14 protein-coding genes are annotated in these 23,524 nt (G+C 66.8%); 10 read left to right on the top strand and 4 right to left on the bottom strand.

Annotated elements, in window-relative coordinates:
• The first annotated feature begins 4 nt into the window (after window positions 1–4).
• From purF to ACYVGS_RS00315, 6 genes are all read left to right on the top strand, one after another.
• Entirely contained in the window at window positions 5–1,528 is a 1,524-nt protein-coding gene (purF, locus tag ACYVGS_RS00340; protein ID WP_460586636.1) for an amidophosphoribosyltransferase, read from the top strand.
• Window positions 1,529–1,531: 3 nt separating this feature from the next.
• A complete protein-coding gene (locus tag ACYVGS_RS00335) occupies window positions 1,532–2,731 on the top strand; it encodes an O-succinylhomoserine sulfhydrylase (RefSeq protein WP_460586635.1) in 1,200 nt (399 codons plus the stop codon).
• Window positions 2,732–2,755: 24 nt separating this feature from the next.
• Entirely contained in the window at window positions 2,756–3,694 is a 939-nt protein-coding gene (locus tag ACYVGS_RS00330) for an AAA family ATPase (RefSeq protein WP_460586634.1), read from the top strand.
• A gap of 5 nt (window positions 3,695–3,699) precedes the next feature.
• Window positions 3,700–4,692: a DUF58 domain-containing protein gene (locus ACYVGS_RS00325; protein ID WP_460586633.1), complete on the top strand. Its 993-nt coding sequence runs from the start codon at window positions 3,700–3,702 to the stop codon at window positions 4,690–4,692.
• Window positions 4,689–6,737 carry a transglutaminase TgpA family protein gene (locus tag ACYVGS_RS00320; RefSeq protein ID WP_460586632.1) on the top strand — a complete coding sequence of 683 codons (2,049 nt, stop codon included), beginning with the start codon at window positions 4,689–4,691 and terminating at the stop codon, window positions 6,735–6,737. The genes ACYVGS_RS00325 and ACYVGS_RS00320 overlap by 4 nt, the downstream gene beginning before the upstream one ends.
• 229 nt (window positions 6,738–6,966) lie before the next feature.
• On the top strand, window positions 6,967–9,003 hold the full coding sequence (locus ACYVGS_RS00315; RefSeq protein ID WP_460586631.1) for an HNH endonuclease signature motif containing protein: 2,037 nt from the start codon (window positions 6,967–6,969) through the stop codon (window positions 9,001–9,003).
• Here ACYVGS_RS00315 and ACYVGS_RS00310 read toward each other — a convergent pair.
• Both ACYVGS_RS00310 and ACYVGS_RS00305 read right to left on the bottom strand, forming a co-directional pair.
• Window positions 9,000–11,162 carry a fatty acid beta-oxidation multifunctional protein gene (locus ACYVGS_RS00310; protein ID WP_460586630.1) on the bottom strand — a complete coding sequence of 721 codons (2,163 nt, stop codon included), beginning with the start codon at window positions 11,160–11,162 and terminating at the stop codon, window positions 9,000–9,002. The genes ACYVGS_RS00315 and ACYVGS_RS00310 overlap by 4 nt on opposite strands.
• Window positions 11,163–11,284: 122 nt before the next feature.
• Complete coding sequence (locus ACYVGS_RS00305) at window positions 11,285–12,487, bottom strand: acetyl-CoA acetyltransferase (protein WP_460586629.1); 1,203 nt, start codon at window positions 12,485–12,487, stop codon at window positions 11,285–11,287.
• A gap of 266 nt (window positions 12,488–12,753) precedes the next feature.
• On the opposite strand from ACYVGS_RS00305, the gene amt reads away from it, so the two are divergent.
• A complete protein-coding gene (amt, locus tag ACYVGS_RS00300; RefSeq protein ID WP_460586628.1) occupies window positions 12,754–16,158 on the top strand; it encodes an ammonium transporter in 3,405 nt (1,134 codons plus the stop codon).
• A 72-nt stretch (window positions 16,159–16,230) separates the two neighbouring features.
• On the opposite strand, the gene ACYVGS_RS00295 is transcribed toward amt, so the two are convergent.
• Together ACYVGS_RS00295 and ACYVGS_RS00290 are read right to left on the bottom strand one after the other, a co-directional pair.
• Window positions 16,231–17,517: a flavohemoglobin expression-modulating QEGLA motif protein gene (locus ACYVGS_RS00295; protein ID WP_460586627.1), complete on the bottom strand. Its 1,287-nt coding sequence runs from the start codon at window positions 17,515–17,517 to the stop codon at window positions 16,231–16,233.
• The gene (locus tag ACYVGS_RS00290; protein ID WP_460586626.1) at window positions 17,514–18,680 is read right to left on the bottom strand and encodes a GNAT family N-acetyltransferase/peptidase C39 family protein; all 1,167 of its coding nucleotides are present in this window, start codon (window positions 18,678–18,680) and stop codon (window positions 17,514–17,516) included. Before ACYVGS_RS00290 ends, ACYVGS_RS00295 begins: the two co-directional genes overlap by 4 nt.
• 309 nt (window positions 18,681–18,989) lie before the next feature.
• Here ACYVGS_RS00290 and speA point away from each other — a divergent pair, with 309 nt between their 5' ends.
• The 3 genes from speA (at window position 18,990) to nspC (ending at window position 23,491) form a co-directional block, all read left to right on the top strand.
• Complete coding sequence (gene speA / locus ACYVGS_RS00285; RefSeq protein WP_460586625.1) at window positions 18,990–20,897, top strand: arginine decarboxylase; 1,908 nt, start codon at window positions 18,990–18,992, stop codon at window positions 20,895–20,897.
• Between the two features lie 157 nt (window positions 20,898–21,054).
• On the top strand, window positions 21,055–22,275 hold the full coding sequence (locus ACYVGS_RS00280) for a saccharopine dehydrogenase family protein (RefSeq protein WP_460586624.1): 1,221 nt from the start codon (window positions 21,055–21,057) through the stop codon (window positions 22,273–22,275).
• A 25-nt stretch (window positions 22,276–22,300) separates the two neighbouring features.
• Window positions 22,301–23,491, top strand: coding sequence for a carboxynorspermidine decarboxylase (gene nspC / locus ACYVGS_RS00275; protein ID WP_460586623.1), 1,191 nt, complete (start codon window positions 22,301–22,303; stop codon window positions 23,489–23,491).
• The last annotated feature ends 33 nt before the right edge of the window (window positions 23,492–23,524 follow it).

Below are 23,524 nucleotides of genomic sequence, written 5' to 3'. Positions count from 1 at the left end.
TCGCATGTGTGGCTTAGTGGGCCTGGTGGGCCGGGGAGATGTCGCCGCAGACATCTACGACGCCCTCACGGTATTGCAACATCGAGGCCAGGACGCGGCGGGTATCATGACCTGCCTGGACGGTCGTTTTCACCAGCGCAAGAGCGAGGGGCTGGTGCGCGATGTGTTCCGGCAACAGCACATGCAGCGCCTGAAGGGACCGATCGGCATCGGCCACGTCCGCTACCCGACCGCCGGCAGCTCCGGCCCGGCGCTGGCGCAGCCCTTCTACGTGAACTCCCCCTACGGGATCGCCCTGGCCCACAACGGCAACCTGACCAATTCCGAGCAGCTCACCCGGGAGATCTTCCAGGATGACCTGCGCCACCTGAACACCGATTCCGACTCCGAGGTGTTGCTCAACGTCTTTGCCCACGAGCTGCAAACCCTGGGCAAGTTGAGCCCCGGCCCGGACGACATGTTCGCCGCGGTGACCGCGGTACACCGGCGCTGCCGCGGCGGTTATGCGGCGGTGGCGATGATCGTCGACCACGGTGTCGTGGCCTTCCGCGATCCCCTGGGTATTCGCCCCCTGGTGGTTGGCCGGCGCCAGACCGAGGCAGGGGACGAGTATATGGTCGCTTCAGAAAGCGTGGCGCTGGATGTGCTCGGTTTCCGCCTGATCGACGACCTGGCCCCGGGCGAGGCCGTGTTCATCGACCGCGAAGGGCAGCTGCATCGCCGCCAGTGTGCCGAAAACCCGCGCCTGCTGCCCTGCATCTTCGAGCACGTGTACTTTGCCCGTCCCGACTCCATGATGGACGGCATCTCGGTGTACAAGACGCGTATGCGCCAGGGGGAGGCCCTGGCCCAGAAAATCCGCCGCTTGCGCCCGGAGCACGACATCGACGTGGTGATCCCGATCCCCGACACCAGCCGCACCGCGGCGCAGTCGATGGCCCACGAGCTGGGCATCAAGTTCCGCGAAGGTTTCATGAAGAACCGCTACATCGGGCGCACCTTCATCATGCCCGGGCAAAGCCAGCGGCGGAAATCCGTGCGCCAGAAGCTCAACCCGGTTCCCCTGGAGTTCGAGGGCAAGAACGTGATGCTGGTGGACGACTCGATCGTCCGCGGCACCACCTGTCGGGAAATCATCCAGATGGCCCGGGACGCCGGTGCGCAGAAGGTCTACTTTGCCTCCGCGGCGCCGCCGGTGCGCTACCCCAACGTCTACGGCATCGACATGCCCTCGGCCCGCGAGCTGATCGCCCACGACCGCACCGTGGAGGAGGTCTGCGAACTGATCGGCGCCGACTGGCTGGTATACCAGGACCTCGAGGACCTGATACGCTGCTCCCGGGAGGGCAACCGCAAGGCCAGCGGCTTTGACTGCTCGGTCTTCGACGGCAACTACGTGACCGGGGACGTCGACCGCGACTACCTGGACCGCCTGGATGCCCTGCGCAATGACGATGCCCAGAACCGCGAGCGCGCCAAGACCCTGGCCGACGGCGCGGTGGTGGGCCTGCACAACGACGCGACGTGAACCATGCTGCACGATGATCAGGACCCCCTGAGCGGGGCGGGGATCGACACCCTGGCGATTCGCGCCGGCATTCACCGGAGCGCGGAGGGGGAGCACGCGGAGCCCATCTACACCACCTCCAGCTACGTGTTCGGCAGCGCGGCGGAGGCGGCGGCGCGCTTTTCCGGCGATTCGCCGGGCAACGTCTACTCCCGTTACACCAACCCCACCGTGCGCACCTTCGAGGAGCGCATCGCTGCCCTGGAAGGGGGGGAGGCCGCCGTGGCCACCGCCTCCGGCATGGCCGCGATCCTCAGCACCTGCATGGCCCTGCTCAAGGCCGGCGACCACGTGGTCTGCTCCCGGGACGTCTTCGGCACCACTAGCAACCTGTTTGGCCGCTACCTGGCCCGCTTCGGCGTGGCGGTGGACTTCGTGCCGCTGCTCGACCGCGCGGCCTGGCGGCAGGCGCTGCGCCCGGAGACCGCGCTGCTGTTCGCCGAGACCCCCTCCAACCCGCTGTGCGAAGTGGCCGACCTGGCGGAGCTCTCGGCTCTGGCCCGGGAGGCCGGTGCGCTGCTGGTGGTGGACAACTGCTTCTGTACCCCCGCGCTGCAGCGCCCCCTCGAACTGGGGGCGGATATCGTGGTGCACTCCGCGACCAAGTATCTCGATGGCCAGGGCCGCTGCGTCGGCGGCGCCGTGGTCGGCCGCCGGGAGGACATGCAGGAAGTGCTCGGCTTCCTGCGCACCTGCGGGCCCACCATGAGCCCCTTCAATGCCTGGGTCTTTCTCAAGGGCCTGGAAACCCTGCGCCTGCGCATGGAGGCCCACAGCCGCAACGCCCAGGCACTGGCGGAATGGCTGCAGAAGCAGCCACAGGTCGAACGGGTCTACTACGCCGGGCTGCCCGATCACCCCGGTCACGCCCTGGCGGCGCGGCAGCAGCGGGCCTTCGGGGGCGTCCTGTCCTTCCAGGTCCGCGGCGGGCGCGACGCCGCCTGGCGCTGCATCGACGCCACCCGCATCCTGTCTCTGACCGCCAACCTCGGGGACGCCAAGAGCACCATCGTGCACCCGGCGACCACCACCCACGGCCGGCTGACCCCGGAGCAGCGCGCCGCCGCGGGCATCGCCGACAACCTGATCCGGGTCGCGGTGGGCCTGGAAGACGTGGAAGATCTGCGCGCGGACCTGCAGCGGGGGCTGCAGGCAGCGGGCTGAACCCGGACGGCCAGGAGGGCGCCCATGCACCAGCACCAGGCACTGATTGACCGGGCCGTGGAGGAAGTGGGCCAGGTCCTGCTGGGCAAACAGGCCCAGGTACGGCTCGCCCTGTGCTGCCTGTTTTCCGGGGGGCACCTGCTGATCGAGGACCTGCCCGGCATGGGCAAGACCACCCTGTCACACGCCCTGGCGGACGTGCTGGGGCTGTCCTGGAAGCGGGTACAGTTCACCAGTGACCTGCTGCCGGCGGATATCCTCGGGGTTTCCGTCTACGACCCCAAGGACGCCAGTTTCAGCTTCCACCCCGGCCCGGTGTTCACCCAGCTGCTGCTGGCCGACGAAATCAACCGCACCACGCCGCGCACCCAGAGCGCGCTGCTGGAAGCCATGGCCGAGAACCAGGTCACGGTCGAGGGGGAAACCCGCCCGCTGCCGCAGCCCTTCTTTGTCATCGCCACCCAGAATCCCCTGCACCAGTCCGGCACCTATCCGCTGCCCGAAAGCCAGCTCGACCGCTTCATGATGCGCCTGCAGCTGGGCTATCCCGACCCCCGCGCCGAACGCCAGCTGTTCGAGCAACACAATGCGCAGGGCAACACCCAAAACCGCGTGCCCCTGCGCCAGTGCATGGACAGCAACCAGCTGGTCGCTGTGCGCGAGGCCATCGGCAGCGTGCACTGCGCCGACGCGCTGCTCGATTACCTGCAGCGCCTGGTCGCCCGTTCCCGCGCCGGTGGCGAATTTGCCGTCGGGCTCTCGCCCCGGGGCGCCCTGGCACTGCTGGATGCGGCCCGCACCTGGGCCTACCTGGCCGGCCGCCAGCACGTGGTTCCCGAAGACCTGCAGGCGGTGTTGCCGGCAGTCACCGGGCACCGCCTGGTGCCGGGGCACGAGTACGCCGGCGACGGCGACGCCCTGGCCGCCTTGCTGCTGCAGACGGTGGACCCGGTGCGGGGCTGACCACGATGCCTCTGGCGGCGTTGGCAGAGCCCCTGCGAACAGCCTGGCGCAAGCGCTTCGGGCGCTGGCTGGCAAGCCGCAATCCCCGCGGGCGGCGCATCCTGCTTAACCAGCGGCGCTTGTTCATCTTCCCCTCGCGCATGGGGCTGCTGTTTGCGCTCCTGCTGCTGCTGATCCTGCTGATCGGCATCAACTACCAGAACAACCTGGCCTACGCCGTCGCCTTCCTGCTGGCCTCCCTGTTCGTGGTCGCCGTCCTGCACACCTACGCCAACCTGGCCGGGCTCTCCGTGGAAGCGGTGCGCGCCGGGGCGGTTTTCCCGGGGCAGCGCAGCCGTTTCTCCCTGCGCCTGGGGCAGCGCGAGAACCGGGCGCGCTACGCCCTGCGCCTGAGCTGGGCCGACGGCGAGAGCGAAGAGGTCAACCTCGGGCCCGGCGAGCACCGGCTGTTGCACTTCTCCCTGCCGGTGGCGGAGCGCGGCTGGTTCCATCCCGGCCGGCTGCTGGTGGAAAGCCGCTACCCGCTGGGCCTGCTGCGCTGCTGGACCTGGCTCGACCTCGACCTCGCCGCGGTGGTCTACCCGGCACCCCGGGACACCGGTGAGACGGCGCTCGGCGCCGCGGTCGACGGCAGTGGCGGCAGCAGCCTGCCGCGGCCGGGCAACGAGGATTTCCAGGGCTTTCGCGACTACCGTCCCGGCGACTCCCTGCGCCACGTGCACTGGAAGGGACTGGCCCGGGGACAGAGCATGCAGAGCAAGCAGTATCACGCCTGGGCCAGTCGCGAGCGCTGGCTGGACTGGGAGGACTACCCCGGACTGCCCCAGGAAACCCGGCTTTCCCAGCTCTGCCACCTGGCCCTGCAGTGGCAGCGGCGCGAGCAGCCCTTTGGCCTGCGCCTGCCGGGGAGCACCCTGCAGCCCGACCGCGGTCCGGCCCATCTCGAGGCCGTGCTCACCGCGCTGGCCCTGTACCGCCGCGAGGCGCCCGGCGAATGAAGGCACGAAAGCGCTGGTTCCCGCCACGGGCCTCCCGCACCGGGCAGCGGCCGGCAGGGCGCGCCCCGGGCGCGGCGATCCCCCGCAACGCCCTGGTGTGGATCCTTCTCAGCCAGTTCGCCTTGCTGTTACCGCACCTGCCGCAGTTGCCCATCTGGGTGGTTCCGGTTTACCTGTGCACGGCGCTCTGGCGCGGCATGGTCCTGCGCGGGCAGTGGTCCTGGCCCTCCCGGCCCCTGCGCCTGGCACTCATACTGGCCGGTTTTGCCGCGGTCTGGTTCAGCTTCGGCAGCCTGCTCGGTCTCGAGCCCACCGTGGCGCTCCTGCTGACCGCCTTTGCCCTCAAACTGCTGGAATTGCAGCGGCGGCAGGACGCCTACGTGCTGATCTTCCTCGGCTACTTCATCGCCGTCACCGTATTCCTGTTCAACCAGGACCTGCTGCTGGTTCTCTACATGGTCGGCTGCCTCTGGCTGCTCACCAGCGCCCTGGTCGCCCTGCACCGGCCGGGTGAAGATCGCTTCAACTGGCGCAGCGGCCGGCTGCCCGCGATCATGCTCCTGCAGGCCGTGCCGGTCATGCTGGTCCTGTTCTTCGTCTTCCCCCGCATCGGTCCCCTGTGGAGCGTGCCGCTGAAAACCCAGGCTGCGACCACCGGGGTCAGTGACCATATGAAGCCCGGCGACGTCGCCAGCCTCAGCCAGTCGGATGCCGTCGCCTTCCGGGTGCAGTTCGCGGGGGAGATTCCCCCGCGCGGCGAGCTGTATTGGCGCGGACTGGTCTTCAGCGTGCTGGAGGAGGGCGCCTGGCGCAGCCTGCGTTACCAGGAAATCCCGCCACGGGAATGGCGCCTGGCGCAGAAGAACGGCGCGGGCAGCGCACTCGACTACCAGGTGCTGATGGAAGCTACCCAACAGCACTGGCTCTATGCCCTGCGCTATCCACAGCCGCTCGACCCCGGCGTCATGGCCATGGGGGACTACCGCTTGTATTCCCCCGTGGAAGTCGAGGAGCGCTTTCGCTACCGCGTGCGCAGCTGGCCCGAGCTGCCCCTGGACCCGGTGCTAAGCGACTGGCGCCGGGAAACCGAGCTGCGCCTGCCGGAGCAGGGCAATCCGCGCACCCGCGCCCTGGCACGGGAGCTGCGGCTCGGGGCCGAGAGCGATGGCGACTTTGTCCAGCGGGTGCTCGACTATTACCGCAACGGCCCCTTCGTCTATACCCTGCAACCGGGCGTGCTGGGGGACGACCCCATCGACGAATTCCTGTTCCAGCGACAGCGCGGCTTCTGCGAGCACTACGCGAGCGCCTTCGTCATCATGATGCGCGCCGCCGGCGTGCCGGCGCGGGTGGTCGCCGGCTATCAGGGGGGCGAAATCAACCCGGTCAATCGCACCGTCATCGTGCACCAGTTCGACGCCCATGCCTGGGCGGAGGTCTGGCTGGCGGGGCAGGGCTGGGTGCGTGTCGACCCCACAGCGGTTGTCTCCCCGGAGCGCGTGACCCTGGGGCTCGAGGAGGCCCTGGCGGAGGAGGGCAGTTTCCTTGCCGAATCGCCGCTGTCGCCCCTGCGCTACCGCGGCATCGACTGGATCAACAGCCTGCGACTGCGCTACGACGCGCTGACCTACCGCTGGCAAAGCTGGGTGGTGGGCTTTGACAGCGAGCAGCAGCTAAACCTGCTCCAGCGCCTCTTTGGCGAAGTCCGCGCCCGCGACCTGGCCCTGCTTCTGCTGGGCAGCGCGGCCCTGGTGCTGGCTCCGGCCGCCTGGTGGCTACTGCGCGGGGGACGCCCGCGGCGCCTGCCGGAGGAGCGCCTCTACCAGCGGCTCTGCCGGCGCCTGGCCCGGCGCGGACTGGAGCGGCACCCGGGGGAGGCGCCGGGGCACTTCGCCGAACGGGTTGCGGCAGAGCGGCCCGAGCTGGCAGCCGCCGTGCGGCGGGCGACTGCGATCTACAGCGCGCTTGTCTATGCGCCACAGCAGCCTCCCGGGGAACGTGGCGAGCGGCTGCGGGAGCTGCGCCGGGCGATCGGTCAGCTGTAAGGCTGCGGGTTCTGTCGCGGTTGCTGGCGGGGTGTGAAGCCAACCGGGGCTGCGTGTGTTCGGGACAGATGCGATGCCGCGGCCTGCGGCCTGCGCACTGACTGTTGGGTGACTGTGAGGCTCCGCGCCCGGTCGGGCCCGTGAGCGGATTTGATAGAAAACGGAACTTGGATGCTGAGCTTGCGTTAACTAGCCTACTGTACAGGCATACAGTCATGGGCTTGAATCGATGGAGATACCGGCATCCACGGAAACCAGGGCGCAGCAGGAAAACGGAGAGCGGCAGGGCGATGGCATTCGTCTGGGCCAGGCGATTACCCAGCTGTCGACTCAGATCCATACCGCAAACTGTCGCCTGCTGCGATTGATCGGCGAGTTTGATCGCTGCGGTGGCTGGCGCCAACAGGCCACGATGCGCTCCTGCGCCCACTGGCTGGCCGCCCACTGCGGCATCACCCTTGGCGCCGCACGCGAGAAAGTGCGCGTGGCGCGGCAGCTCGAGTTCTTACCCGACGTCGAGGAAGCTTTCGCCGCGGGCGAGCTCTCCTACTCCAAGGTGCGCGCCGTTACCCGGGTGGCGCGACCGGACAACGAGGCCTTTCTCCTGCACCTGGCACAGAAGAACAGTGCCGGTCACCTGGAAAAGCTGTTGAGCCGCTTCGAACCTGTCCCGGAGCCTGGCCTGGAAGACCTCCTGGATAGCGACCCGGGCCAGTCGCTGGCCAATTCGCCCTGGCGAGCTGGCGATCCTGGGTGTGGCGGAGATGCGGGCGAGCTTGCGGCACACGGCGCAGGCGCGTGCGGGAATGCCGGGAATGCCGGGAATTCTGTTATCGGAGCCAGTGAAACTGAGGAGGCAGGGGGTTCCCAGGGACAGCCGGAAAACGCTTCAACCGGCGCCGACGGCCAGGCTGCGGTCGCGCCTGAGCAGAACCCGGCGGCAGCGAGTGAAACGCCGCAACTGGACCCCGAAATCGCCCGGGAACTCGCCCGCGAGGCTTACTGGTTCCAGGACAAGGACGGCATGTGGATCATCCACGCCAAACTGCCACCAGAACAGGGACAGCTGGTCATGAAGGCTCTGCAGGCCGTTGTCCGACCCATCGAGGAGGCGCGCCAGGATGCCTGGAAAGCCAGGCAGAAATCGCGCATGCAGGCCGTGGCGCGCAAGTTGCTGCAGCGGTATCACGCTGTGGCGGGGCTCGGTGGGAAGTCGGGTACGACGCCGATGGCTACAGGGGATGGGGATGTCGACAGCCTGGTCAGGGAGAGCCGGGAGGCAGACAGTTTTGCTTCCGCCCCGCTGGGCGTAGACGGCCCTGGACATGACCGGGAAATCACGGGCAGCCGTCCTGCGTCGCCTGCGAATACCGATTCGAGAGTCGCGGCGCCAGAAGCTGTCACGCCGGAAGTCGACCCCGATACCGGTGCCTGGGTGGACCAGGATGGCAGCCGCTACATGCCCTTGCCCAACCATCTGTTGTACACGCGCGCCGAGGAAAAAATCTCCGCGGAAACCTTCTCTCGACACATGGACCAGGTGCGGGCCGATGCGCTGGTGGCGATGGTCGAGCACTTTCTCGCCTCGGCGCCGGATTACGCGGCGCTACAGGGGCTGAAAGGCGCCGAGCGCTGTCAGGTGGTGATGCATGTCGATCTCAATACACTGCGTGAACAGCGCAGTGGGGCCTGCTGCACCCACAGCCGTGCGCACTTTGAGGACAAGCCATGGCTTTCAGCAGCCACGGCCCGACGTCTGAGTTGCGACGCATCGCTGGTGACTGTGCTGGAAGACGACGCGGGCAAGGTGCTCAATGTCGGCCGACGATCACGGATAGTCCCGGCACCGATTCGGCGCGCCTTGCGCGAACGGGATGGTGTCTGCCAATACCCCGGTTGTCAGGAGTCCGAGTACGTCGATGCCCACCATATTCAGCACTGGTCCGAAGGTGGCGAGACGCGCCTGGATAATCTGGTGACGCTCTGCCGCTTTCACCATCGGGAGTTGCACCGGGGGTGCTTCGATATCCGGCTGAAAGGCGATACCGCGGAAGTGTTTCGGCAAAAGAGCGCCGGCACCCCGTCGAGCACTGGCGCGACCGGAGCAAATGCTACCGCGCAACCATGCGGCAAGGGTGAAAACGCCTCCGCGGAGTGGTTTGATCGGGCCCAAAAGCCCTCATCAAGCCGACACCGCGGCGATCTCTCGAGGGGCAGCGGGAGTCAGCGCGCTACCCCTCAGGCGCTGAACAGACCCGCGACCTAGAGAAACAGCTCACCCTGGCGAGCGCGCTCGACCAGCAGCGCAGGTGGTGCGAAGGTATCGCCGTAACGCTCGGCAAGCTCCCGGGCGCGATCGACGAAAACCTGCAGCCCCACTGCGTTGATGAACTGGAACACACCGCCGGTGTGGGGCGGGAAACCGATGCCCATGATGGAGCCGATATTGCCGTCCGCGATACTGGTGATCGTACCTTCCTCGAGAATGCGCACCGCCTCCAGACTCTGGCTGTACAGCAGACGATCGCGGATATCCTGGTAGGGGATCTCGGTCCAGCCATCCGGCGCGAAGTGCTCGCGGAAACCGGGCCAGATCCGCTTTTGGCTGCCCTCCGGGTAGTCGTAGTAACCACCGCCATGGCGTTTGCCCTTGCGCTTCCATTCATTGACCATCCGGTCCATCAGGCGGCTGACAGCATTGTCTTCCCAGACTTTCCCCTGCGCTTCGGCGTCGGCCTTTGCCTGCAGTCCGTTCTTGTATGCGGTTTCCTGGCTGATTTCGTCCACTGCAGCCAGCGGCCCCACAGGCGAACCGTTGTCACGTGCAGCTGACTCAATCAGCACCGGATTGATGCCTTCGGTGACCAAGATCGCGCCCTGGGAGATGGTCTGCCCGATCACCCGCGTGGTGAAGAAGCCCGGAGCGTCCTGCACCACGATCGGTGTCTTGCCCAGCTGCTGGCTGAAGTCAAAGGCCAGCGCCAGGGTCTCGTCGCTGGTCTCGCGACCGCGGATGATCTCCACCAGCGGCATTTTCTCCGCCGGGGAGAAAAAGTGCATGCCGATGAAGTTGTGCGGGCGTGAGCTCGCATCGGCCAGCTCAGTGATGGGCAGGGCCGAGGTATTGGAGGCGAATACCGCGCCTTCTGCGAGTACCGCCTCGGTATCCCGGGTTACCGCAGCCTTGACCCCGCGATCCTCGAACACCGCCTCGATGACCAGGTCGCAGTCCGCCAGTGTCGCGTAGTCGTCGGTGACTTCGATTCGGTTCAGGTACTCCGCCGCTTGCTCCTCGCTGACCCGGCGGTTCTTGCCGTAGGCCAGCTCGGCATAATCCTTGGCCTTCTCGGCATTAGCCAGACTGATGTCCTTGACCACCACCGCGATGCCTTTCTGCGCGGCGACCGTGGCGATCCCCGAGCCCATCTGACCACCGCCGAGAATACCCAGCTTGCGCACCTGGCGCCGTTGCACGCCCTGCGGGCGGCTCGCCCCCCGGTTGAGCGCCTCCATCTGCACGAAGAAGGCGAGCATCATGTTGCGCGCGGTCTGGTCCAGCAGCAGGCTCATGAAGTAGCGCGACTCGATCTTCTGGGCGGTATCGAAATCCACCCGGGCCACGTCAGAGATACAGGCAAAGATTGCCTGCTGGGCCGGCATCAGTCCCTTGGTCTGGGCCATCACATTGCTGGGGCCGAAGAACAGGAAGCCCTGCAGGTCCTGGCGATGCTTGTCCTTGGGCGAGCCCCCGGGAAGCTTGAAACCCTCTCGATCCCAGGGCTGGCTCGCCTCGGGGTTGGCCTTGATCCAGGCCCGCGCCTGGGCATGCATGGCCTCTTCGCTCTCGGCCAATGCGTCCAGCAGCCCCATTTCAAGCGCCTTCTCCGCCTTCAGCCGCTTCCCCTGGGCAATCAGTGGCAGCGCTGCCTGGATGCCCAGCAAGGACGTCAGCCGCACCACGCCGCCGGCACCCGGCATCAAGCCAATCTGGACTTCAGGCAGGCCCACCTGCACGCCTGCCAGGGCGATGCGGTGGTGGCAGGCAAGGGCGATCTCGAAGCCACCGCCGAGGGCCGGCCCGTTGATCCCCACGACGACCGGCACACCCAGGGTCTCCAGCTCCCGCAGGGGACGCTTGGTCCCCAGCATGGCCGCGAACATGCGCTCGCGTTCGGCACTGTCCGGGTCGAGATCCATCTCCAGCATCTGCTTGATGTCGCCCCCGGCAAAAAACTGGCCGGGCTTGCCGCTGCGGACATAGACGCCGCTGACCCCGCCCGCGGCAACCTGCGTCCGCAGGTCCGCCACGGCAGCACGCATGGCCTCGTCGTATTCATTGCCCATGGTGTTCACGGACTTGCCGGGCTGGTCGAAAATCAGTTCCACGATGCCGTCGGCGTCGCGTTCCAGTCGAATGTAGCTCATGGTCTCTCTCGCTCGTGGCGCCCCGCCCGGCCATCGCCGGGACGCGCGGTTCAGTCGTGATGCGCGGCTGCGTGCAGGCGGGCGGTGCCCGGGCTCCTCACGTCGCGCGGTTCAGTCAGTGTTCAAACGCGTTCGATCACCGTCGCGATGCCGATCCCCCCGGCGGCACACAGGGTACACACCCCGCGGCGCAGGTCGCGGCGTTCCAGCTCGTCCAGCAGGGTGCCCAGGATCATGGCACCGGTGGCGCCGATCGGGTGCCCCATGGCAATGGCACCGCCATTCACGTTGATCTTCTCGTCGGGAATGCCCAGCAGCCGTTGATAGCGCAACACGACCGCGGCAAAGGCTTCATTGAGTTCGAACAGGTCGATGTCCGCCACGGACAGACCGGCCTTGCGCAGGGCCTTCTCGGTCGCCGGGGCGGGACCGTTGAGCATGATGGTGGGCTCGGTGCCAGTCAGGGCGCAGCTGACGATCCGCGCCCGGGGTGTCAGCCCCAAGTCCTTGCCGGCCCCTTCGCTGCCCACCAGCACCAGGCCCGCGCCGTCGACGATGCCGGAAGAGTTCCCGGGGGTGTGCACGTGATCGAAGGCCTCGACCTGGGGGTAGCGCATTTTCGCCACGGCGCCGTGGCCGTAGTCGGCAAACATCTTGAAAGAGGGCTTGAGCCGGCCAAGGTCCTCGAGCGTCGTGTCCGGGCGGATAAACTCGTCGTGATCCAGAATGGTCACGCCATTCAGATCGGTGACCGGCACCAGGGAGCGGAAGTAGCCCTGGGCCCGCGCGTCGGCGGCACGCTGTTGGCTCATCAGCGCATAGCGGTCGACATCCTCGCGGGTGATGCCATCCAGGGTCGCCACCAGGTCCGCGCCGAGCCCCTGGGAGATGAAGTGGGTATGCATGGCCACCCAGGGATCCGCCTGGGCAGCGCCGCTGGCCCCCATGCCCAGGCGGGACATGGACTCCACGCCCCCGGCGGCAACCAGGTCCTCGAAACCGGCGGCGACTTTGGCCGCGGCGAGATTGACCGCATCCAGGCCGCCTGCACAGAAACGGTGCAACTGTGCACCGGTGGTGGCATCGTCCCAGCTCGAATAGGTCAGCGCGGTCTTGGCAATATTCTGACCCTGTTCATCCACCGGCTCCCCGGTGGCAACGATCAGGTCCTCGACCCGGGAGGTGTCCAGGTCGTGACGGCTTTTCAGGGCCTCCAGCAGGTTGGTCAGCAGATCGATGGGCTTGACCTCGTAGAGGCTACCGCCGGGTTTGCCCTTGCCACGGGGCGTGCGTATGGCGTCGTAGATATAGGCTGAATCAGGCATAAACGGCTTCTGGTGTCGGATGTGGCCGGACGCCTGACGGCACCGGCGATGGATGGAGGCGTCAGTGTAGCCGGCGGCAGGGCGCGCTCAATGACGTGAACGGTCAAGTTCGCTGATGAATATGTCATGCCCCGGGCCTGGCCCAGCCACTGTCGCGGCATTCACGGCACCCAGCAGGCCATGGCCGAGCCTGGAATCTGCCCCCGAGCACGCAGTGGCCCGGAACTTGCAGCAGACGACTCGTCACATAGCGCAAGGAAGGTGATGTGTCCCAGCCGCCGACTCTGGATGCCCTCTGGCTGCTCTTTTCCGCCGTACTGGTATTGGTCATGCAGTGCGGGTTCCTCTGCCTCGAATCGGGGCTGACGCGCAGCAAGAATGCCATCAATGTGGCCCTGAAAAATGCCCTCGACCTCCTGGTCACCAGCGTACTCTATTGGGGGCTGGGCTTTGGCATCATGTTCGGAGCGCACCGTGCGGGTGTCTTCGATACCGGCCTGATCGCCGCGGACTTTACCCACGGCGGTGTCTGGGTCGCGTGCTTCTTTCTGTTCCAGCTGACCTTCTGCGCCACCGCTGCGACTATCGTCTCCGGCGCCATCGCCGAGCGGAGCCGCTTTGTCACCTACGTCGCCCTGACGGCGCTGCTGGCCCTGTTGCTCTACCCGGTGTTCGGGCACCTGGCCTGGGGCGGCGCCCTGTCGGGGCTGCCCGGCTGGCTGGCGGCGCGGGGCTTTGTCGATTTCGCCGGCAGCACCGTCGTGCACAGCCTGGGCGGCTGGGTGGCACTGGCGGCGATCATCGTGGTCGGCCCGCGGGATGGGCGCTTCGAGGGCGGCGAGGTACGCGATATCCCCGGCAGCAATTTGCCCTTTGCCATGCTCGGCATGCTCTTCTTCATGATCGGCTGGATCGGTTTCAACGGCGGCAGCGCCCTGGCATTCAGTCCGGCAATACCGGCGATCATCGCCAACACCCTGCTGGCGGGTGCCACCGGGGGCGTGATCGGCATGTTGCTCGGGCACCTGGGCAGGCCGGGACAGGGGCCCGCGCAGACCATCAACGGGACACTGGCCGGCCTGGTGGCCATCACCGCCAGCTGTCACGCGGTTACCACCCCCGAGGCGCTGGTCATCGGCGGTGGCGGGGCACTGTGCATGCGCTTTACCGAGCAGTTGCTGCTGCGCTGGCGCCTGGACGATGCCATTGGCGCGGTGCCGGTGCACCTGGGTGCCGGCATCTGGGGCACCCTGGCGGTGGCCCTGTTCGGCGACCCGGCCATTCTGGGCACCGGACTGGGCTACCTGGGTCAGCTGGGCGCGCAGTTGCTGGGCATTGTGCTGTGCGGCCTCTGGGCGCTGCTGCTGACTCTGCTATTCCTGCGCATCATGGGTCGAATGACGCCCCTGCGGGTTTCCACGGAGGCGGAACAGGAGGGTTTGAACAGCTCCGAACACGGCGCGACCACGGAGCTGACCCAGCTCCTGCAGGCGATGAATGAACAGGAGTCGACCGGCGACATGCGCTTGCGTGTGCCGGTGGAGCCCTTTACCGAGGTCGGTCAGATCGCGCGCAAGTACAACCGGGTCATGGCCAGGCTGGAGCGCATGGTCAAGCGCACCCACCTGATTCTCCGGGACATGCGCGACGGTGTCATCACCTTCAGTGAGCTGGGCATTGTCACCAGCGCCAACCCCGGGGCCGAACAGATTTTCGGGCGTCCGTCGCAGCAGCTGATCGGCATACCGGTCGCGGACTTGCTGCACGAGGATTGCAGGAACCTCTACCCGAACATCGCCCGGGAAAACCTAATGACGGTGATCGCCGCCGGCCGCCGCGAGGGGCCCCACGAGATTGCCGGCCGCTGCAGCAGCGGCGCCGCGGTCCCGATCGAGGTGATCGCCACCGCCAGCCCCACCGGGGAGGGCGTGCAGTACAGTGCGGTGCTGCGCGACATCAGCGAGCGCAAGCGCATGGAGGCACAGCTATACCAGCACTCACAGCTGGCCCAGGTGACGCTGGAGGCGATTACCGAAGCGGTAATCACCTGCGACGGGCAGATGCGCACGGTCTATCTCAATCCGGTGGCGAGCCTGCTTACCGGCTGGTCCAACAAAGAGGCCTTTGAGCAGCCGGTGGAGAACATTCTCAAGCTGCGAAGTACCGGCAACGAGCCGGTCAGCCTGTGGTCCCTGCGCGACCGGGGGGAGGCCGCGGAGGCCGGGCAGCTGGAACTCACCGGTCGCCAGGGGGAGCGGGCCATTGTGCAGTGCAATCTGGCGCCGCTGAAGGACACGGGCGGCAAGAGTATCGGCTGGCTGATCGCCCTGCGCGATGTCACCCACAGCAATGAACTGCAGGCACGCCTGACCTTCCAGGCGGTTCACGATGCGCTGACCGGGCTGCTCAACCGGCGGGAGTTCGAGCGCCGGCTGGAGCAGCTGATGATCGCCGCCCGCACCGACCTCAGCGAGCACCTGCTCTGCTACCTGGACCTCGACCAGTTCAAGATTGTCAACGACACCTGTGGCCACCGCGCCGGGGACAATCTGCTGCGACAGCTTTCGCGCCTGATTCGCGAGCACCTGCGCCAGAGCGATACCTTTGCCCGCCTGGGTGGCGACGAGTTCGGCATCCTGCTGGCCAACTGCCCGGCGACACGGGGCCTGGAGATTGCCGAGCAGATTCGCACCACGGTGAAGGACTTCCGCTTTTTCTGGGACGAGCAGGTGTTCTCCGTCGGCGTCAGCATTGGCATGGTCCCGGTGAACGCGGAAAGCGGTTCCCTGGACGAGTTGCTGAGCACCGCCGACGCCGCCTGCTATGCGGCCAAGGACGGGGGGCGCAACCGGGTGCATTTCTATGCCAGCGGCGACGAGGAGTTGCAACACCGCAAGGGCCAGATGCACTGGGCCTCGAGTATCCAGCAGGCGATCGATGAAGACCGCCTGCGACTGTTCTACCAGCCAATCGAGCCCCTGGCCTCGCCCTCCCGGGCGCCGCACTTCGAGATCCTGGTGCGCATGCTGGACGACCGGCAGCAGACCATCCCGCCGACCACCTTTATCCCCGCGGCGGAACGCTACGGGCTGATGCCGCTGATCGACCAGTGGGTGATCCGCAACACGCTGGCCTGGCTGGGGGACAACCTGCGGGTAAACAACCGCCAGTTGTGCTGCTCGATCAACCTCTCGGGAACCTCGATTGGCAGCCAGGAGTGCCTGGACCTGATCAAGCAGCTGATCGAGCAGCACCGCATCCCGGCCCACTACCTCTGTTTCGAGATCACCGAGACCGCGGCCATGAGCGACCTCGAGGCGGCCCGCCGTTTCATCCGCGAGCTGACCTCACTGGGCTGCCAGTTTGCCCTGGACGATTTCGGCAGCGGCCTGTCCTCCTTTGGCTACCTGCGCAGCCTGGACGTCGACTACCTGAAAATCGACAGCATTTTCGTGCGCGACCTGTGCAAGAGCGAGGTCGACCAGGCGATTGTTGCCTCGATCAACAATATCGCCCACATCATGGGCCTGAAGACGGTCGCCGAGTTCGTGGAGGACACGGGCACCCTGGAGCTGCTGCGGCAGATCGGCGTGGACCACGTGCAGGGCTATCTCCTGGGCAAGCCCCAGCCGCTGGAGCACCTGGGGCAGCTGCGCATGATGCCGCGCTAGAGGGGTGGCACAGCCGGTGAAAGCCGGCGGGACGGGCCGCCACCGCGGGTGCCCCGGCGGGGGAGGGGCTCTCTACAGCAGGGCGCCGTAGTCCGCCTCCAGCTGATCAAAACTGAGGGAGGCGATAAAGCGGGAGAAGCTCATCCAGGTCGCCAGCCCCTTGAGGTCGGCGAAGTGGGGCGGCAGGAAGCGCGGCGCCTGCACCACGCCGTCCTCCACCAGCATGCGCCAGGTGGCGATATCCTCGAGGGTAATCTTGCCGCAGAACAGCACCGGCAGGCTGTCCAGGCGCCCCTCGCTGATCGCCAGGCGCAGGAAGTTGAAGGTCTGCACGAAGCCGCGCATGTAGGCGAGATCCTTGGTGAAGGGGCTGCCCTCCGGTGTGCTGCCGCGGAAGACCCGCATGGCGATGCTCCAGGCCTCGTCGTCGCTCATGCGGTGGTCGCGCAGGTAGTGGAAGACCTCGAGAAAATTGGCGCCTTCCTCGGCCAGGGTCACCGCGCGCACCCGGTTGATCAGGCGATAGAGCCGGGAGGGGCTGGACTTCAGGGTCAGGATCTCGGTGAGCACCGCCAGCCCCTCCTGGGTGGTGGTGGCAGAAGGGGTGCCCTTGCCGAGGAAGGTACAGGCGGTCTGGGCGCTGCCGTTGAGGGTGGTGCCCAGGTGCACCCAGCCCTCGTGGACTTCGAGTACATCGATATCCAGGGCATTGAAGCGCGCATCGCTGCGGATCTTCAGGTAATCGGAGCCGGCGGCGGCGTCGGCGGTCATCTGGTCGTTGAGCAGCACGCGGATACCGGCGTCGGGAAACACTTGCAGCAGCCGCTGGTTGAGCATTTCCACTGCCTCCGCCGCGGGGATGTCCTTGGGCGCCTCCTGCATGGAGTCGTTCTGCAGCAGGTTGCGCAGGGTACCCTCCATGACCGTGCCCAGATCGGCCAGGGTGGGGTCGCCGGCGTGGAAGACATCCGAGGAGGAGCCGTAGAGGTCGATGGAGAGGGCGCCGAATTCGGCTTCCCCGCGCACCTCGAGCAGGCGCACCACGGTGCGGTAGTCGCGGCACATGCGGCGCATGATCTGCGCCAAGGGGTTGAGCTGGCCCAGGCGGCGAGCGATGTCCCGCTCGATCTGCTGCAACTCCTGGCGCTTGGCAGCGGGGTCGAAGTCCAGCGGGTTGTGGCGGCGGTAGTAGTCGGCGTCCACAGCGGGCAGCTCGCGACAGCCCGCGGCGAAGAAGCCGCGCTTGATGTCCGGGCGCCACTTGATCGCATCCAGGATGCGAATCGGCCGCTGTGCCTCGACGATGCGGTCGGAGAGCTCGCGCACCAGCGCCAGGTAGTCGGGGTCGGGCGCGCTCATGTGGATGGTCCTGGATATATCACCACCGCGGTGCGCAGGCGGTTGCCGCCGAAGCGGCTCATGGCGGCGAAATCCGCCCGGGCAATGGGCAGGTGCTGACAGTCCAGGGAGGAGCGCGCCTCGCCGCGCTGACGCGGGGGGCCGGTATCCTCGAGGTCGGGGTCGTGCACGTAAAGGCAGTCGTCGTCGTGCCCGCTCATGACCACCCAGTGGGGCGCCTTCTTGCTGTCCAGGCGATAGGTCGAGATCAGGATCAGCACATTGGCGCCGGCATCGAAGGCCTCCACCAGCTGCTGCTGGTCGACTTCCTGGTGGTGCACGGCGATGCCGGCCGCCGCGCAGGCCTGGGTGAAGCCCTGGTGGGCCAGGCTCATCACGCGTTTCTTTTCCTCGTCCCGCACGCCCTCGAGGAACAGCGGCCCCTCGAGATTGACCCAGGCCTCGGCGCGGAAACCCCGTCGCCGGGCGGCGAGTGCCAGGCCCAGGGGATGGCAGCCACCGTGCCCGGAGGTCATGTAGATCGTCGTGGCCTCGCGCCAGATCTCGATCTCCTCCAGGGGTGTCGGCGTGTAGCGACTGTCGAGGCCGGCCATGGCCATCATCAGCGCCGCCGGCCCGCAGGTGAAGGGAGTGGTCTGGGCAATCCAGGGGATCACCCGGGTGTCGCCACTGGGCTCGAAGGGGCGGATGCACTTTTCCATGCGCAGGGCATCGCCGTGGTCTTCGTAGTAATCGTGATAGAGGCCGAACTGGCTGTAGCCGAGTTGCCGGTAGAGGCGGATCGCCGGGGTATTGTCGCTGGCCACCTCCAGGCGCAGGTAGAGGGCGCCGGCTTCGCGCGCTTCCTTTTCCGCCCGCAGCAGTAATTCACGCGCCAGGCCGCGACCGCGGGCGGCGGGGGACACCGCAAGGGAATACAGTCGCGCCAGGCGCGTGCCGCGGCGCAGCAGCACCAAAGCATAGGCCAGCAGCTGGCTGCCTTCCCGCACGACCAGGAACACCCGGTCCTGCCGGCGCAGCCAGCGCCGAAAACTGCGCCGGGACAGCCGGTCGGTGGCAAAGCAGTTCGCCTCCAGGGCCAGCAAAGCCTCGAGGTCGTCCGGCGCGGCGGCGTCAATCTGCGCGGCGCCGGCGGGCGCAATGGCGGGGGAGGGGGAAGACACGGCAGTACCCTTGATCGTGGACGCCCACACTATAGTGGACAGGGGCGGCGCGGGACCAGCATCCTCCCGGCGCGTGGTTGAAAACTACCAAAGGCGGGGGGTAGGCTGGTGACTTGTCGCCAGGCCGGTACTCGCGGTGTGAGCGCCCGGGACCAGATGCACTACACTGCTTCGGGCGACGCGGGACAACAATTTGGGCGGCGTGAGGCCGCAATTTTCCCTTGCGTTTACGCGGGGCGGCCCTAGAATTTGCCGCTCCCCGGCGCCGGCCGGACACCCCCATTCACTCCACAGGGAGGCTCCCCTATCGTGCACAACTCCTGGACCGTGGCCGACAGTGCCGAACTCTATGGTGTCAACGCCTGGGGCGCCGGCTATTTCAGTGTCTCCGAGCAGGGGCACGCCCAGGTCACGGTGCCCACGGAGGACGGGAAAGCCACGGTCTCGCTGATGGACATCGTCGCCGGCATGCGCGCCCGCAGCCTGGAAATGCCCGTGGTGCTGCGCATCCGCAACCTGCTCGACCACCGCATCAAGGTGCTCAACGAGACCTTTGCCGGGGCCATCGAGCGCGGCGGCTACCAGAATGTCTACCGCGGCGTGTTTCCGATCAAGGTCAACCAGCAGTGCCACGTGATCGAGGAAATCGCCACCTACGGTTCCCGCTACCACCACGGTTTCGAGGCGGGCAGCAAGGCGGAGCTGATCATTGCCCTCAGCCAGCTGCGCGATACTGAGAGCCTGATTGTCTGCAACGGCTACAAGGACGCCGAGTTCATCGACCTCGGCCTCTACGCCCGGCGCATGGGCTACCCCTGTTTCTTCGTGCTCGAGTCCCTCGGCGAGCTGCGCATGATCATCGAGCGCAGCCGCGCGCTGCAAGTCGAGCCGCTGATCGGCGTGCGCATGAAGAGCTCGGTCAAGGTGGACGGCCACTGGAGCCAGGACAGCGGCGACCGCTCGATCTTCGGCCTGTCGACGCCGGCGCTGATCACCGCGATTGACGAGCTGCGCGAGGCGGGCATGCTGCACTGCCTGCAGATGCTGCACTGCCACCTGGGCTCCCAGGTGCCGAACATCCGCAATGTGCGCAACGGCGTCCTCGAGGCCTGCCGCTTCTACGCCGGGCTGGTGGAGGAGGGCGCGCCCATGGGCTACCTCGACCTCGGCGGTGGCCTGGCGGTCGACTACGAAGGCGCCCGCACCAACAGTACCCACTCCATGAACTACCAGCTGGAGGAGTACTGCGTGAATATCGTGGAGAGCATCCGCGAGACCTTCGACCCGCTGGAAATTCCCCATCCGGTGATCGTCTCCGAATCCGGGCGCGCCACCGTGGCCTATTCCTCCATGCTGCTGTTCAATGTCCTCGACGTGCGCAGCTGGGAGCCGCAGCTGCGCAAGGCCTCCCTGCCCGAGGACTGCAGCGAGGCCCTGAAGAACATCCAGGAGGTGCTCTCGGTGGTCGGCCGGGACAACTTCCAGGAGTGTTACAACGACGCGCTGTTCTACCGCGACGAGGTGCGCGAGCAGTTCCAGCACGGGCAGGCCAGCCTGCGGGAGCGGGCCCTGGCGGACGATATCTGCCTGGCCATCCTGCAGCGCATCGCCGCCCTGGTGCCGGAGCTGTCGCGGGTGCCGCCGGAACTGGAGAACCTGCCGGAACTGCTGTCGGATATCTACTACGGCAACTTCAGCCTGTTCCAGTCACTGCCGGATATCTGGGCCATCGACCAGGTTTTCCCGATCATGCCCCTGCACCGCCTGGACGAGGAGCCGGTGCGCCGCGGCATGCTGGCGGACCTGACCTGCGACTGCGACGGCAAGATCGACAATTTCTCGCTGCCGGAGGGCGCGGTGAGCACACTGCCCCTGCACCCCCTGCGCGACGACGAGGACTATACCCTGGGGGTGTTCCTGGTGGGCGCCTACCAGGAGACCCTGGGCGACCTGCACAACCTGTTTGGCGACACCAACGTGGTCAACGTCGCCATCAATGCCGACGGCAGCTTCGATTTCGCCCGGGAGTTCCACGGCGACAGCATCGCCGATGTCCTCAGCTACGTGGAGTACGAACCCAAGCACCTGCAGGAGCAGTTCCGCCAGGTCGCCGAAGGGGCGGTGCGCAGTGGCCGCATCTCGGTGGCCGAGCGCCAGGTCATCCTGCGCGCGTTTCATGATAGCCTGCACGGCTATACCTATTTCGAACATCATTGATGACAATTGCCGTCGGGTCGGGATTTGCCCCGGCCCGGGGCAGGGAACCCTTAGCCGGAATGTCCCGGGCCCCGCGGGCAGTGCACAAGCGCATTGCCCGCAGGCGGGCCGGGCACAGACACTCTGATTGAACGGGATGCCACAGGAGGAACCCGAGATGTCCAAGGTCATGATTATTGGCGCCGGCGGCGTGGGGGCCGTGGTCACCCACAAGTGCGCCCAGCTGCCCGAAGTCTTCAGCGAGATCGTGCTGGCCAGCCGCACCGAGGCCAAGTGCCAGGCGATTGCCGCCCAGCTGTCGCGCCCCATCCGCACCGCGCAGGTGGATGCCGACAACGTGCCCGAGCTGACCGCGCTGTTGGAGCGGGAAAAGCCCGAGCTGGTGATCAATGTCGCGCTGCCCTACCAGGACCTGACCATCATGGACGCCTGCCTGGCCGCCGGCGTGCACTACCTGGATACCGCCAACTACGAGCCGCCGGATACCGCGAAGTTCGAGTACAAGTGGCAGTGGGCCTACCAGGAGCGCTTCGAGCAGGCCGGCCTGACCGCCATCCTCGGCAGCGGTTTCGACCCCGGCGCCACCAACCTGTTCACCGCCTATCTGGCCAAGCACTACTTTGACGAGATCCACGAGCTGGACATCATCGACGTCAACGGCGGTGACCACGGCTACCCCTTCGCCACCAACTTCAACCCGGAGATCAATATCCGCGAGGTGAGTGCCGAGTGCCGCCACTGGGAAAACGGTGAGTTCGTGACCACGCCGCCGATGTCCAAGCAGGCGCGCTTCGAGTGCCCGGACGAGGTGGGCAGCTACAACATCTACCGCATGTATCACGAGGAGCTGGAGTCGCTGAGCAAGCACTACCCCTCGCTGAAGCGGGCGCAGTTCTGGATGAGTTTCTCCGACAACTACCTGAAGCACCTGGAAGTGCTGGAAAACGTGGGCATGACCGGCATCGAGCCGGTGGACTACCAGGGCCAGAAGATCGTGCCCATCCAGTTCCTGGCCAGCCTGCTGCCGGACCCGGCCAGCCTCGGCCCGCGGACGAAGGGCAAGACCTGCATCGGCTGCATCGTGCGCGGGGTCAAGGACGGCCAGGAGAAGCTGATGTACCTCTATAACATCTGCGACCACCAGGCCTGCTACCGCGAGGTGCAGTCCCAGGCAATTTCCTACACCACTGGCGTGCCGGCGATGATCGGGGCCAAGATGCTGCTGGAGAACCACTGGAAGCGCCCCGGCGTCTGGAACGTGGAGCAGTGCGATCCCGACCCCTTCATGGACGACATGAACCGCTACGGCCTGCCCTGGCAGGTGGTGGAGCTGGACCCGGCCTTCCGCCTCGACGTGGTCAAGGGCCAGGACCTCTGACACAACCCCGAACAGGACCTCCAAGATGCAGATCCTCCAGTTCACCGATTTCAGCCGTCTCGACCTGGCGCGTCTGCCGTCCCCCTGTTACGTGATCGACGAGGTGGCGGTGGAGCGCAACCTGGCGATCCTGCAGGATGTGGCAAAGCGCAGCGGGGCGAAGGTACTGGCGGCGCTCAAGGCCTTTTCCTGCTGGAGGCTGGGTGAGCTGACCACGCAATACCTGCACGGCACCTGCGCCAGCGGCCTCTACGAGGCCCGCCTGGGCCACGAGTACTACCGCCGCGACGACCAGCCGGGGGAGGTGCATGTCTTCGGCGCCGGCTACCACGAGCAGGACCTGCGGGAGATTCTGCAGATTGCTGATCATGTGGTATTCAACAGCTGCGGCCAGTGGCTGCGCTTCCGGCCCCTGTGCCTGGAGGCCCAGCGGGAGCGACCCAATCTGCGCTTCGGCCTGCGCATCAACCCGGAGCACTCGGAAGGGGACGTGCCAATCTACGACCCCTGCGCCCCCGGTTCGCGCCTGGGCATTCCCCGCTCGCAGCTGGACGAGGCCAGCCTCGAGGGCATCAGCGGCCTGCATTTCCACACCCTCTGCGAACACGACTTTCCGCCCCTGCAGCGCACCCTGGCGGCGGTCGAGGAGCGCTTTGGCGACCTGCTGCCGCGCATGGACTGGGTGAATTTCGGTGGCGGTCACCACATCACCCGGCCCGATTACCAGGTGGATGCCCTGGTCGACTGCATTCGCGACTTCAGCGCCCGCCACGGGGTGCAGGTCTTCCTGGAACCCGGGGAGGCAGTGGCGATCGGCACTGGCGTACTGGTCACCGAGGTACTGGATCTGGCCTGGAACAGCCTGGACCAGGCGATTCTCGACTGCTCCGCCACCTGCCACATGCCCGACACCCTGGAAATGCCCTACCGGCCGGAGGTCGCCGGGGCAGGGGAGCCCGGGGAGCACCCCCACACCTACCGCCTGGGCGGGCTCACCTGCCTGGCCGGGGATGTGATCGGCGACTACAGCTTTGCCGAGCCCCTGCAGATTGGCCAGCGCCTGGTCTTCCGCGACATGGCCCACTACACCATGGTGAAAACCAGCACCTTCAACGGCACCCGCCTGCCGGCGATTGCCCTGTGGAACTCGCGCAGCGACGCGCTGGAAATTGTCCGCGAGTTCGGCTACGACGACTTCCGCCTGCGCCTGGGCTAGCCCGCCAGCCGGCTCTCAGCGCCCACCGCTGCA

Source organism: Haliea atlantica (assembly GCF_054779855.1).
This window is presented reverse-complemented; position numbering and strand designations above follow the sequence as displayed.

Coding starts and splice junctions, on each gene's coding strand:
- purF (WP_460586636.1), top strand. CDS start 5: ATGTGTGGCTTAGTGGGCCTGGTGGGCCGGGGAGATGTCGCCGCAGAC.
- ACYVGS_RS00335 (WP_460586635.1), top strand. CDS start 1,532: ATGCTGCACGATGATCAGGACCCCCTGAGCGGGGCGGGGATCGACACC.
- ACYVGS_RS00330 (WP_460586634.1), top strand. CDS start 2,756: ATGCACCAGCACCAGGCACTGATTGACCGGGCCGTGGAGGAAGTGGGC.
- ACYVGS_RS00325 (WP_460586633.1), top strand. CDS start 3,700: ATGCCTCTGGCGGCGTTGGCAGAGCCCCTGCGAACAGCCTGGCGCAAG.
- ACYVGS_RS00320 (WP_460586632.1), top strand. CDS start 4,689: ATGAAGGCACGAAAGCGCTGGTTCCCGCCACGGGCCTCCCGCACCGGG.
- ACYVGS_RS00315 (WP_460586631.1), top strand. CDS start 6,967: ATGGAGATACCGGCATCCACGGAAACCAGGGCGCAGCAGGAAAACGGA.
- ACYVGS_RS00310 (WP_460586630.1), bottom strand. CDS start 11,162: ATGAGCTACATTCGACTGGAACGCGACGCCGACGGCATCGTGGAACTG.
- ACYVGS_RS00305 (WP_460586629.1), bottom strand. CDS start 12,487: ATGCCTGATTCAGCCTATATCTACGACGCCATACGCACGCCCCGTGGC.
- ACYVGS_RS00295 (WP_460586627.1), bottom strand. CDS start 17,517: ATGAGCGCGCCCGACCCCGACTACCTGGCGCTGGTGCGCGAGCTCTCC.
- ACYVGS_RS00280 (WP_460586624.1), top strand. CDS start 21,055: ATGTCCAAGGTCATGATTATTGGCGCCGGCGGCGTGGGGGCCGTGGTC.
- nspC (WP_460586623.1), top strand. CDS start 22,301: ATGCAGATCCTCCAGTTCACCGATTTCAGCCGTCTCGACCTGGCGCGT.